The 14,081-nt window shown below is 35.6% G+C and carries 9 protein-coding genes; all 9 read right to left on the reverse strand.

The genetic code is table 11. From position 1 onward, the window contains the following. Positions 1 to 15: 15 nt before the first annotated feature. Positions 16 to 2,382, reverse strand: coding sequence for a TonB-dependent receptor (locus PQ462_RS10145; protein ID WP_274253363.1), 2,367 nt, complete (start codon positions 2,380 to 2,382; stop codon positions 16 to 18). Positions 2,383 to 2,490: 108 nt separating this feature from the next. Continuing rightward, positions 2,491 to 3,582 carry a heparan-alpha-glucosaminide N-acetyltransferase domain-containing protein gene (locus tag PQ462_RS10150; RefSeq protein ID WP_274253364.1) on the reverse strand — a complete coding sequence of 364 codons (1,092 nt, stop codon included), beginning with the start codon at positions 3,580 to 3,582 and terminating at the stop codon, positions 2,491 to 2,493. A gap of 54 nt (positions 3,583 to 3,636) precedes the next feature. After that, positions 3,637 to 5,052, reverse strand: a complete 1,416-nt coding sequence (locus tag PQ462_RS10155) for an AMP-binding protein (RefSeq protein WP_274253366.1) — start codon at positions 5,050 to 5,052, stop codon at positions 3,637 to 3,639. A 16-nt stretch (positions 5,053 to 5,068) separates the two neighbouring features. Next, positions 5,069 to 5,311 (reverse strand): acyl carrier protein, encoded by a 243-nt coding sequence (locus PQ462_RS10160; protein ID WP_012025162.1) that lies wholly within the window; start codon positions 5,309 to 5,311, stop codon positions 5,069 to 5,071. A gap of 215 nt (positions 5,312 to 5,526) precedes the next feature. Beyond that, a complete protein-coding gene (locus PQ462_RS10165) occupies positions 5,527 to 6,933 on the reverse strand; it encodes an MATE family efflux transporter (RefSeq protein ID WP_274253367.1) in 1,407 nt (468 codons plus the stop codon). Further along, positions 6,930 to 8,777, reverse strand: coding sequence for an IucA/IucC family protein (locus PQ462_RS10170; protein ID WP_274253368.1), 1,848 nt, complete (start codon positions 8,775 to 8,777; stop codon positions 6,930 to 6,932). The genes PQ462_RS10165 and PQ462_RS10170 overlap by 4 nt, the downstream gene beginning before the upstream one ends. 11 nt (positions 8,778 to 8,788) lie before the next feature. Continuing rightward, complete coding sequence (locus PQ462_RS10175) at positions 8,789 to 10,111, reverse strand: lysine N(6)-hydroxylase/L-ornithine N(5)-oxygenase family protein (RefSeq protein WP_274253369.1); 1,323 nt, start codon at positions 10,109 to 10,111, stop codon at positions 8,789 to 8,791. A gap of 1 nt (position 10,112) precedes the next feature. Continuing rightward, positions 10,113 to 12,569, reverse strand: coding sequence for a GNAT family N-acetyltransferase (locus PQ462_RS10180; protein ID WP_274253370.1), 2,457 nt, complete (start codon positions 12,567 to 12,569; stop codon positions 10,113 to 10,115). Next, positions 12,550 to 14,067 (reverse strand): pyridoxal phosphate-dependent decarboxylase family protein, encoded by a 1,518-nt coding sequence (locus PQ462_RS10185; protein ID WP_274253371.1) that lies wholly within the window; start codon positions 14,065 to 14,067, stop codon positions 12,550 to 12,552. Before PQ462_RS10185 ends, PQ462_RS10180 begins: the two co-directional genes overlap by 20 nt. Positions 14,068 to 14,081 lie beyond the last annotated feature (14 nt).

Genomic DNA, 14,081 nt, shown 5'->3' on the forward strand with positions numbered 1-14,081 from the left:
GGTTATATAATTAAATTAAAATTGGGTTACTAATTTTATATTGAATGATCTTCCTGGTTTTTGTACACCAAAAAAGTCATAATTTTTTTCGTTGCTTAAGTTTTGTATTTCTGCGGTTAAGGCATATTTAATTCCGTTAAAGCTGTTATGATACGTCGATCCAAAATCAAAAGTCTGCTGGCTTGGAATTACAAACGGATTTACAGAAGCACTTTCCCAGCTTCTGAAAAATTCATATACATATCTTGCATCAAGGAAAAAGGATAATTTATCAGACTTGCCAATTAGGTTGTGAAAAGAATAAGCTGCGCCTCCGTTAGCAAAAAAGTAAGGCTGATTTGGTACTCTGTCTCCTTTATAAGCGACAAATATTCCTTCGTTTGAGTCATTATAAAAATGCTGGTATGTACTGTTTGCGTGAAATGAAAGCCTGTCGTTTTTAGAAGTCCAGCTTCCCGCCGCTTCAATTCCTTTAGAAGTCGCTGCAAATACATTTTGATAGATATTATTACGATCGAGACTTGGAACAAATAAGATTTGATTGTCTATTTTTCTTAAAAAAAGATTGGTCTGAACCTGCCAGGTACTCTTTTCATAATTTTCTTTTGACTTGAAGAAAAGTTCAAAATTAATGTTGTGACTGCGTTCCGGTTTTAAGTTTAGATTACCTTGTATAAATTGGCCGTCTCCAAACAATTCATCTGTCTGCGGCAGGCGGGTAGCATATTCGTACGTTAATCTCGCTGCAAATTGTTCATTGAATTTAAAACGGAATCCATCTCCAAAACCAAAATAGTTTACGCTTCTGTCTTCTTTTATTACTGAATTATTTGAAGGTATTTTTTCCTCAGAATTGATTTTCTGCCAATAATTTTTAACAAAGAAAAGATTTTCTAATTTTTCATTAAAGGCATTTATTTTAAAGTCTGCACCATTAACCCATGTAAACAAATCTCTTACCGCAGCGGCAGGATCATAGCCGTCAATAAGTCTGTCATCTCCGGTTTGTTTGGAGTAGGTAGGTGCTGAAGTAAAACTCACTGCATACTGCTCATTGATTTTCCATGAAGCTTTCAGGCGTGAAAAAACATCATTATTCCAGGTGTAAGTATCACTTGGACCTGTAGATTCTGAAATTTCTCCTTTAATATTTCCTGCAGAACCTTCGATACGTTCACCGTACCAATTGTAAACATAATCAGATATATCTTTAAACTGGCGTTCTCTGTAATTGTATCCCGAAATAAAGTCTAAATTAAAATTATCACTAAAGTCATTGCGATAGGTTAGGACAGTTCCAGCCGATTTTCGGTACGTCATAACTTCTCCGTAAGGAACGCCAACCATTAATTGATTGTGCTGAATTTCTTTTGTGTAATCAGTATAAAATCCTTCTATACTTAATTCTTTTGCCCAGATTCTGTCTTTTACACCTGTTACCAACTGCAATCCGTAGCCTTTGTAGGCATCATGAAATCTAGGAACCGTTACTTTTTTGATCTTGCCGGCATCATCCGGAACATCAACATCTACTTTATAATTGTTTTTAGAAGCGTCGTAAAATCCGTTTCCTTTTATAAAAAATCCAGTCTTTTTATTGTAGTCACTAAGTATCAATGAAGTTCTGTAAGTTCCAAAAGATCCTGCCTGAGCAGAAAATGAACCGCTGAAACCAGATTTTATTTTGGGAGTAATTAAATTAACAGCACCGCCAAGAGCATCTGCTCCAAATTCGATAGGAACGACTCCTTTATAAACCTCAACACGATCTACTAAATTAACCGGAACTGTTGAAATCCCGAAAGTATAACCGTGATATTCCAAAGGAATTCCTTCCAGGAAAAATCGGATTTGATTTCCTGTAAGTCCATTCATCGAAAAATTGGTTCTTGAACCTAAACCTCCGGTACGCCTAACATTAATACCCTGTGTTTGGGCAAGCACTTCGCCTAAATCTGCCGTTTTAAATTTAGCTTCCTTCATTTCTATTACAGAAACGGCTTCTGCTGTTTCCTCTTTTTTTCTTTTTTCAGACACACCTTTTACCAGTACGTCATTTAATTTCTCTGCTTCTTTTGATGTATGCGCTTTTTCTAAAGTTATAGCAACTGTAGTATTTAGAGAATTTTCTAAAGCAATAGTCTGTTTCTTCGAAACATATCCATCTAAGCTAACTTCAATAGTATAACTGCCTTTTGCCAGATTTTCTATTTGATAAAACCCGTCTGCATTTGTTGCAGCATTTATTTGTGTTCCTAAAAGCTGAATGTTAACACCGCTTAACGGGTTTCCGTGTTCATCATTTACTTTTCCGGTGATTCTGTTTTGTGCGAGTAAAAATGTCGACGAAAATAAAAAGAGCAATACTATTTTGAGATTCATGAAATATACTTAGAATTAGTAATTATCCTTATTTAGAATAAATAAAAATTCAAAAGTATGAAATTATCTATTAATAATATCTAAATGTTAAATAAAATATATTAAATTTTAATTAAGTACTTCAATAGCCTTTGATTTCTGGCTCTTTTTTTTCAATAAATCAAAAAGTATCTGAACTGAAAAAGTCAATGCTATATACATTACTATAAGTGCCAGTACCGTTGTTATTCCATTTTCTCTAAAACCGAAGATGCCTTTGCCCCAAGAAATTAATATCCATTGTGTCATGTACATAGAAGTCAGGTTCTTGCTGCAGTATTTTAAAAGTCGAACAAACTTATTTTCTCTAATATTTACTGATATTTTATAAATAATCCATAAGAAAATTAACGTCCATCCTGCGAAATAAAGGACACCACCTGGTCCCATATGGTAAAAACCATTATAATTGTAATCTCCGTAAATAAAAACTAGGGGAGCGCCTGATAAAGTAAATAAAATACCGATATACAGCATACTCTTAAACAATTGAGGTCTGTTATAATTAAGTTCCTGATACCATTTACCAAAAAACATCCCTATGATAATAAAAGACATCCATGGAAAAACAGGAAAATAAACGTATGCCGGAAAATCATTATTGAAAAGAAGATCCAGCACATAATTAATTACAGGATAATTCAAATTGATGCCGCTGACTTCTCTGGAAACTAATGCTATTAATAAGCCAATGGCTAAGATTCCGTATTTATTGGTAACATATTTTCGAATAAAACCAATGAACAGCAAAGACATTCCTGCTAATTGAAGTATGTCGCCCAGTAACATTAAATACAAATACTGCTGTTCAATTGGTCCGTGCCATCCGTATCGTTGTATGAAATTATCTGGTGCAAAACCAAAAATTACCGGAAAAATGAATTTTAAGAAATTCATAAAAAGAGCCGCCGCCAAAAGCAGTCCGCCTCGCTTTAGAGAACTAGTAAGGCTTTGATGACGAGAAGTCATAAATGTTATTCCCATACAGATTAGAAAAATAGAAGTTCCTCTGCCCAGGAAAACAATAAAACTTCCAATAACGGTTTCCGACTGTGATTTGACATCTGCAAATGTCAACAGTGTATGTATAATTATCATTCCTATAACACTCATTCCTTTTATTAAATCAAGTGCCGGGATTCTTTTGCTTTGCTGTTCCATGGTTTTGTTTTTTTATTTTAGGTTTTCGCCTAATTGTTAGTTAGATATTTAAAATTACCCGACAACTGTTTTTGCAGCTGCAACTGCATTTTCGTTTTCGTTGATGTATCTGTTTATAGCAGGATAATCAACTTTACCGTTAACAGTCAGAGGCACTTGATCGAAATAATAGTTTTTTATTGAACTGGCATGCAATCCCAGTTTTTCCTTAATTACCTGTGTTATGGTTTCGCGGAGTAAAGAAGCATCCTGATGTATAACGCCAAGATATTTGTCCTGAACACTTATACAGATAAAAGTTTGTCCTCCCAGTTGATTTTTAAGCAAAACCTCAACCTCATCAAGGTTTAAACGGACACCAAATAGTTTCATAATACGTTTAATACGTCCTTTAATATGAAAATATCCAGATTCATCTTTTTCTGCCAGATCGCCGGTATAAAGTTTATCTGTCTGTTCATAATGCTGAAGATCGAAAATGTTATTGGCATAACCTCCGGAAACATTAGGACCGTAATAAATAAGTTCTCCTGTGTTTTCATCAATTTCAAATCTTCCATTTTTTACAGGAAATCCTATTGATGTTCCTTTTGTCTCAAAATCTTTTGGAGGTAAATAAGCCATTCTGCCGCTGGCTTCAGTTTGTCCGTATTGTGCAAAAAACTGTTTATCGTAAATATGGGTATAATTTGAAATCACGTTTGCCAGTTCTTGGTTCAGCATTCCTCCCGTATGGGTGAAATAGCGTACAGAAGGTGTGTCTTTTTTAAAGAAGCCAAAACGATGCAGTAACTCATAAAAATAAGGAACGCCGCTTAAAGTCGAGTAGCCATATTCGGCAAGATCTGACCAGAATTCTTTTTGGAGCACATCTCTTTCCGTACATACAATTGTATTTGCTTTTATACAATTTGTTGTAAAAATGGAAAAGCCATACACAAAATTAATAGGTACATTTAACGGAACAACATCGTGTTCCGTTATTGGCATATACTCCATGATAGATAAAGCATTCTGTACCAGATTATCATCTGAAATCTTAACAAATTTTGGAGACCCTGTGGTTCCTGATGTACTCATTAAAAGCTTAACATCGCCATGAATAGGGTAGAGACGAATTTCTTTTCTTTTAAAAACAGATATGTCTTTTGATACCTGTTTTAAATTATAATCTTCAACAATCGTTCTAGACGGATCGAAGATATAAGCTGGTTTGTATTCGTTCTCCAGGTTTTGTTTAAATTCAGGATGCAGCCCCGCATTAAGCAGGGCTACTGTGTACTTTTTTTGATAAAAATTCAAAAATGCTTCGATTGCCGGCAGCTGATTGTCATTATAAATGAAAACAACTGCACGAAGATCTTCAATATCTAAAGATTCGTGTATATCGTTAAACGTTTTGACAACCTTGGTGTTTGCATCTATAAAATTTAATTTTTTATTTTTTTTAATTAAATCATAAAGTCCCATACTTTTTTCTTTTGAATTATTGAATTTCTACGCCGTTTTTCTTCAATATTGCTTTTATTTTATCGATGTTTCCCATTTCGAGAATATCTTCCATAGAAATAGAAACATTATAAAAACGCTCCAGTTCCTCAACTAAAAGTAAATGGCTCATAGAATCCCATTCGACAATACCCTGATATTCTAAATCTGGTGTAATTGATTCTACAGGTATTTCAAATGCAGTTGCAAAAACTTGATGTAATTCTTGTGTTGTACTCATAATGATGTTATTTTAATTTGTTTATGTTATTTGTTTTTAATGTGTTGGGTTTAATTATTTTAAACACATAGAAACATAGATTTTTGTTTTATAAAAAAGATAATTGAAAGAACCCCCTTTCTCACACATAGCTAGTGAATTAAGTAAAAGTGAAATGCCTATTCTCAAGTCCAAAAACTATGTCTCTATGTGTTAAAAATTTATACTATTTAATTTTAAACTTTAGTCAATTTCCATTTTCCAGTTCTGAATATGGTGATACAGCCAAAAGCCAATACCAGTTCTGAAATTAATATAGCTGCAAAAATGCCTTTTGGACCAAAACCCAATGCTACTCCAAAGACATAAGAAAGCGGTATTTGTATCACGTAAAACATGAGGATGTAAAGCAGGGTGACGATCATAACTTTTCCGGCGGCATTAAGCGCTCTGGAAATAACCATTGTGTATCCTAATAATACATAGGCGATGGAAATAATGTGAATGTAGGTTGTGCTGTTATCAATTACTTCGGGCACATCAGAAAAAATTCTGACAACAGGATCTGCCATAAAAATCCATCCAATTGCCACTGTAATCAAAAAGCACATATTGATCATGCCTGCTCTCCAGACCGATTTTTCGGCTCTTTCGGGTTGTTGGGCTCCTAAATTTTGTCCGGTTAAAATTCCCGCAGCATTTCCTATTCCCCAAGCCGGCGTAGTAACTATCGATGCAACGCGCTGTGCTATTATATAGCCTGCAAGAGCATTGCCTCCAAAATGAGAAACGATTTTGATCATAAACAGCCAGCTCGATGCAGGAATCAAATACTGGAGCATACCTCCAAAAGTAAGTCTGATTACTTTTTTAAAAGTTTCCTGATGAAGCGCCAGCTGCTCTTTTCCAATTTGAATAATGGTTGTTCCTTTAATCAAATGAAATGTCTGATAACAAACTCCTATAAAACGTGCCACCGCGGTAGCGATACCAACTCCTAATAGTCCAAATGCAGGTACTGGTCCCCATCCAAAAATAAGGAGAGGACACAAGAGAATATTTAATGCATTCGAAAGCCATAGCGTTCGCATTGCCATAGAGGCAGAACCGGCACCGCGAAGAATACCATTTAATGCAATACGGATTATAATAAAACCGCAGCTGGCAAACATTACTTTTGCATACAAACTCCCTTGTTCTATAACTGCTGGAGAAAGTCCTACCAGCCCAAGTATTTCATTACTCCATATAAAGCATATAATACTTATTAGAATACCGCAGATAACGCTTATGTTTATTACCTGCCCGGCTGTGATGCTTGCATCCTTAAAGTTCTGCTCGCCAACACGCCTTGCAATTAAAGTCGAAGCCGCAATGCTCAGACCAATTGAAACCGAATAAGAAAAGCTGATAACAGACTCTGTGGAACCCACAATAGAAACGGCTGCCGCGCCAAGTTTGCTCACAAAAAATAAGCTGGCACAAACAAAAACAGATTCCATTACCAGTTCTAAAACCATAGGAACGGCAAGCAATACAATTGCGCGATTAATACTGCCTGAAGTGAATTTTTTCTCTCGGCCTAATACAGCAGTAAAAAACAAATCAGTATAAGATTGAAGCCTTAAAACCACTACTTTCATGATTGGTGTTGTATTGTTTCGCTGATCTCTGTAAACTCGTTCATTTCATATTGCCTGATTACATAAAGCGGATTAGGCATTTTGCTTCCTTTTTTCGGCACGGCAAAACCAGTTTGTTCAGCATATCCGTTATTAAGAAGTTTCAAGCTGTTAATGTAAAATCGCTTAAACTCAGGCTCAAAAAGATTGTACTTTTCAAAGCGGTCTGTTAAATGCGGATTATCCTGTTTGTATTCTTCGATTGATCCTATAACGGTTTTCCAAAAAAGATGTTCATCATAATCCATATGAGTGTGTAGAATATCAGATAAGTATCTAAAAAAAGCATCAAAAACACCTATCAAAATAAACAAAGGTGTATTCTCTTTATTAGAGGATTGTATAAGACCGTCTTTAAGTTCATCTGGTAATTTTGCTTTGGCTTCTTCTGTTAAAACAATATCATCAACAAAATCTTTTATAATAATGCGTTGCGGAATTCCGTTTTTCATGACCAGAATAATATTCTCACCATGTGGCGTTACACATAAAGAATGCTGATAGTAAATATGGAGCAAAGGTTTTAAGTAGGCTTCCAGATATTGTTCCAGCCAGCTTTGCGTGCTAAGTCCGGAAACGTTTATAAGTTCCTGCAGAAAAGGAACGTCATTGTCATCGATATATAATAAAGACGCCATTGTCATTAGATTTTCTTCAGTTTTACGATATTTCTCGGCACTTTCTCTCCATAATGCGCCCAGCATTTCGCGATAATGATACGGACTGTCGGTTATGGAATTGTACTGCGGATGACGATACGAAACCGTAGCAACTTCTCCCAATAACACAACTTCTTTTTCCTCAAAATAAGGATCTTTATCAAGCATTTCTTTAACCCATTTTGTAACTCTTGGCGCAATATCCATTTGTTTTGGAGAGAGTCCGCGGATGTTTCCTGTACTCAAAATAGAGATTGCCGTTTTTACATAATGTTTAGAAGGATGACTTAAATTGAAGAAGGTTCGAATACTTTGCTGAGGCGAATATACATCGTCACTTTTACCCAAAATCACTAAATATTGGTTCGCGAAATCCTGATGAAACTGCAGTAAAATTTTATTGTTTAACTGCCATGGATGCACGGGTATAAAAACGTAATCTTCAACCACAAGTTCCATATTGCGGAGCTTTTCCTGAAATTTGTTATAAACTTCAACACCCAATTCATCGGCATAAAAATCATTAAAATTTATAGTTTCCAAAGCATTAAATGAGGCTCTTTTTTTATGAGCAGCAAGCCAGTACAAATCAGTATTTTTATTGGCTTCGGGAGCATAACTGTGATATTCGCTGTTGTTAAAACCAACACGTCCTTTATTCGCAATTACCCACGGATGACCTTCCATTTGATGTTCAATTGTCTGATAATCGGCTTGTGTAAGTGCAGCAGAACTCAATTTTTCTCTGGTATATAAATGTGCATCAGCATATAATGTATTGAGAAGTTCTTCTGTATATTTTGCCAATGTAAAGGAATCAATGCCAAAGGTTTTTTGCAATTCCATAAAAAAACAAAGAACATCTTTAGCAGGCGAGGCTGTTCCGTTTTCCCATCTTTGGATACTTTCTTTTTCAATATGCCAATATTCTAAAAGTCTTGGATAAGCTGAAAAAGTATAATAAACATCTGCAAGATCTGTTGTCAATTTAAAATGTGTAAGATCATCTTTACTGCCCATAATTTCAGGTTTGGCAACATCTTCATGCATTAATTCGGCTAAACTCTTAGCCAGCAGATTAAGATTTACCTTTTCCCAAACCTGAGCGGTAAAAACTTCTAAGTGTGGTATTGTTTCTATATTCATTTTAAATGCTATTAAATACTAATTTCGACTGCCTTTTCTGCAGCAATGCCCGAAAGATCAAAATCCTGAAAAGCAATTCTCTTTTCTAGTTTATATACTTCACGTTTTGCTACTTCATTAATGATATAAGAATTGCGGTAAGCGCCCATGCCTAAATCAGATGATATGTAGCTGTGCGTATGAATTTCTGCGTTTTGTACAAAAATTTCGCTGCCGTTAGTATCGATGGTGTAATTTCTTTTTACATCGTAACTGCCTGTCGAAGTTCTGCTGATGCGATGCTGAATATCTTTAAGAAATTGAGGTTCCTGATAATGATATCCCGTGCCTAAAATCACATAGTCAGCTTGGTCTGTAAACTTTTTGTGCTGTTCTACCTGTTCCAGATGCAGTTCATAATTATTGTGAATTCCAGCTGTTATATCATCCAATTGAATATTAGGTCTGATCTTTACACCAATATCATCGTTGTCTACACTAAGGGCATACATATAATCATAAATCTCATTCAACAAATCAAAGTTGACTCCTTTAAATTGTGATTTCTGACGATCCAGCATGACTTTTCGATCTGAAGACGACATTTGATGAAAATAGTCAATGTAATCCGGTGATGTATGCTCTAAAATAAGTTTAGAATATTCCATAGCAAAAAAGCGATCAGGACGGGAATACCAATTTAGTTTTAAGTTTTTAGGTCTGTTTTGAAGCAGATCAAAGAAAACTTCGGCAGCACTTTGTCCGGAACCAATTACAGTAACGGTATCCTGTTCTAATATTTCTTCTTTTCTAAAGAGATAGCTTGACGTATGACAAACTTTTTCCATTTCATTTAAATCAACAAAATCAGGAAGTATAGGCACAGTTCCAGTTCCCAATACTAATTTTTCGGCATAGTAAATTTTGGTCTGATCCTGATCTTTATGAAAAACATGCAGCTCATAAAGGCCGTCTTTATAATAAATTTCTCTTACGCTCGATGAAAAACGGCAGTTTTGCAGCTGTTTAATTACCCATTGGCAGTATAAATTGTACTCTTTGCGCAGGACGAAAAAGTTTTCACGGATGAAAAATTTATATAAGCGGTCTGTATTTTTAAGGAAATTTAAAAAACTGAATTTACTTGTAGGATCTGCCATAGATACACAGTCACATAAAAATGGAGTTTGAAGTGTTACATGGTCAAAAAGCAAACCTGGATGCCAGTTAAATTGCTCTCTTTGGTCAAAAAAAAGTGATGAAACGTCATCAACCGGTTCTAACAAAGCGGCTAAACCCAAATTAAAAGGTCCAATGCCAATGCCTATTAATGAATATACTTTACGATCTTCCATATTATTGGTTTATAAGATTATGTTCTGCTTCTGAGTTTATGATAATGTCTTTATTCTGCGGAAATTTTTCCCAATACCATTCGCGATAGCAGAAATTAAGATTTGAGGTTTTATGCGGCATTTCGATGACCTTATCGATTTTAAAGCCATGAAAAGCTTTGTTCATCATCGAAGCTCTGGAATCTACAGAACCTTCACCAACCATTCTGCCTACTTCACTTTGTGCAAAGACATAATCAATCATGCATTGTGTTGATGGTGAGACAAATTTTTGCTTAGGATCTGTCGGCGCAATAAATTGATGTGTTCCATAATCAGTAGGGAGAACATCATAATAATCACCCAGTACATCACGGGTCGGCCAGTAAACTTCAATATTAAAAGTGGGTTCGCCGTTGGCCATTCCTATGTAGCTGTACAAACCGTCACTCGGAAGAAGGGTTCTGTAATACGTTTCAAGTTCACGCAGAGGCCAATCCATTTTCCAGTTCGCTTTGGCGTGATCGCGATGAAACCATTCATGCAGCATTTCGAGATCATTTTCTAAATCAAGAGGACGCAGACTAATCGTTACATCTTCTTTAGGGAAATAGCGGTTGTAGACCAATTCTTTTCCTTTTGGATTTATCAATTGTTCTGAAAAAAAGCGTTTGTGTAAAACATTCGGAAAGTTGATACGTGTAACACCAGCCGGATTACCACCGCAGTCAATATCATTAAGTGCCGTAAGTAAATTGCCTTTTACTTTCCAATGTCTGCTTTCGAGAATAAACGTAACAAGACCGCTTTCGTCTTCTTTTTGCAAATCCTCTAAAGTGTCGTATAAAATAGTTAAGAGATTTTTTTCATCTGCAAGCTGGCTGGTGCCAAATGTATTTACAACTGCTAGTATATTGCCAACCCAGAAATAATGAAGCAATAAATTATACAAACGATCGTCTGGAATAAACATTTTTCCATTTTCAGACAAACCGGGTATAATCTCATTCAGCTGTTCTTCAAAAGATTTTCGGAACAAGAAACTTTGATTATCACGGAAAAATAGTTTTTCAGGCATAAAAGCCGCATCCAATTGTACAAGTGTGTTTTGCTGATGCCATTCGCAGAACATTCCCTGCTCATTGAACATTTTTACTACACCGCCCACAATAATATCGATGTATTTTTTAAACCAAAGTTCACTGGTTTTTTCCAGAGATAATCCGGTTTGCTGAGAAGCTTTTTGAATTACATTCTGCATTCTCGAAGGTTCTCCCAATATACTGTCCTGGCATAATGAAGCCAATAAACAGACATTCTTTTCTTTTTCGTTTATATTGATTTTAAACGGATTGTATCGCACACTGGTAGAAAAACTATCCAGTACATTTCCGTTATACGATACAGATATAAAGCCCGGATCGCAGATCAATTCGATATCTGGATAGGATTTCTTTACATTATCTCCCCAGGCTGTCTGCATTAGACGGGATACCTCATAACCTCTGTAAAGTTCATGATAATGATTTATGCGTTCTGCTCCGGTAATTTTTACATGGAGAGAAAATTTATACATATAATCGCTTTCATTATTATATACCGTTCTTACTGATGAGGTTGCTGTAAATTCTTTTCCAAATTCGCCTAAATCGATAAGCAGATTTTCTTTTACCAGCGTATCAAATGTGGTTTGTGATTTAAAATAAGCTGCTTCCCACGGATGAACGGGAAGTACTTTCCATTCTGCATATTTTTCCAGTAAATCGTGTACTTTTTTATCTCCATTGCTGGCTTCTACTACTGAATCTTTTGCAAAATCAGAAGGTAAAATATTGTCAACAGACTTTTCGGTAACCAGATTTGGATGTACTAAAAAATAATACAATTGAAACTGCCCGCCCGTTTCTGGCGCATATTTTAAAACTTCTGCTTCCGTAAAACCTTCACGTCCTTTTGTAAGCGGATGAAGTAAATGTCCTGCTGGAAACAATTGTTCAGCTTCTATAAAGGTCATTTCAGGTTTATTAAATTCCTGTCCCGAAGCTTGAAAATGCTCTAAAAACTGTGTAATTTTCTCTGTACTCAGCTGCATCCTTTTTTTGACATTTTTAGAATCTGCCAGCGGATACTGTTGTCTTACATGATTTGTAATTAATTCTAAAAGACGTTCTGCATCTATTTCTTTGATGGTTTCCATAGTAAGATCACGTTCCATTACCGGAAAATGATACAAATGTCTGAAGGTTTCAGATCTGTAACGTATTGGTGCATATACTTCAACTTTATCAACAGGAAAATCCAGTTTTAAATGAAGTTCATGATTGTACTTAGACATATATGATTTTAGTACAGGATCGTATTTAGGAATTCCTTCATAAAAACTGTTGTTGCCTAGTTCGCGAACACAACAGTTAAGTAAAATGGTAAACGTAATATCGACTGCTTCCTGAGCAATCTCTTTAGGAGAAGATGTAGTCATTTCCGTGTTTTTTTATAATTGAAAGGATATTATTGATGTGTGCGATTGTCGTTAATGGGTTCAAAATGGTAAACTTGAGATAAAAAATGCCATTTACTTTTGTGCTTGCCACTAGAACTTCACCGTTAAAAAACATTTTCTTTTTGATGTGTAAATTCATTTTGCAAGTATCTCCAGGCCAGCCGTCTAGTTTGTATCTAAAAACCAAAACACTTAAATCAGAATCTGTTAAGAGTTCAAAGTCTTTGTCGTTTTCCAGTATTTCAGCTGTTTGTTTGGTCGTTTCAATAATGGTATCGGTGTACTGCCCAAGTTTAGTTCTGCCCATATAACGCAGTGTACACCATAGTTTTAAAGCGTCAAAACGACGAGTGCTTTGTACCAGAGATTTGTTAATTTGTGCCGGAAGTTCATCGTAATCCTGTTCTTTAGGATTTAAATAATCGGCATGATGTTTTATGATATGAAGATGCTGTTTGTTTCTCACCATAAAAGCACTGCTGCAAATAGGCTGAAAGAAAGATTTATGATAATCAATTGTAACAGAATCAGCTTGTTCAATGCCGTTTAACAGATGTTTGTATGTATCTGTCAGCAATAACCCGCAGCCGTAAGCCGCGTCAACATGCATCCATAATTCATGTTCTTTTGCCAAAACTGAAATTTCAGATAATGGATCGATATTTCCGAAATCGGTTGTTCCGGCTGTAGCCACAATAGCAATAGGAATGTGGCCTTTTTCTTTTTCTTCAAGAATGGCCTCCTTTAATTTTTCAGCGTCCATTCTGTAACGGCTGTCTGTCACAACCTGAACAATAGACTGCTCGCCAAGACCTAGAATAGAAGCATTTTTTTGATTGCTGAAATGAGATTTCTCTGAAACAAAAATTCTGAATTTACTTGAATCCGGCGGACATCCATTTAATTTGATATTCCAGTTGAGGTATTTCAACGCAAAATAATCTCTGGCCAAAAGCAGTCCCATAAGGTTACTTTGTGATCCGCCGCCTGTAAAAATACCATCACAATCAGCATTGTATCCAATTTGTTCGCCAGTCCAGGCAATCAATTTTCTTTCTATAAATGTTCCGCCTGCGCTTTGGTCATATGTGTCTTGCGATGAGTTAATAGCGCTAATCAATACATCGGCCGCTAAAGCAGGAATTACAACAGGGCAGTTTAAGTGCGCTATATATTCTGGTAAATGATAAGCAGTGGCATGATTTACATAAATCTCATCTATCTCATCCCAAAGGGTTTCATAATCGTTAACGGGCTTATCTAAGTTTACAGCTTCAACTTTGTTCCTGATTTCATCAGGTTTAATACCGCTGAACGGGATTTTAGTATTTTCAAGAAAACCTGCTACACGTTTTTGAACTAATTCTATGGCATTGGCATATTCTGTTCCGGAATTTTCATGAAAAATATCCTGATAAAAATCGTCAGCGGTGCTTTTAACAAAGACATCCGGGGCATTGTCTAATAGGTTTTGCATAATGATAAGTTTTA

The sequence above is a fragment of the Flavobacterium sp. KACC 22758 genome, from assembly GCF_028736135.1.
Lineage (GTDB): Bacteria > Bacteroidota > Bacteroidia > Flavobacteriales > Flavobacteriaceae > Flavobacterium > Flavobacterium johnsoniae.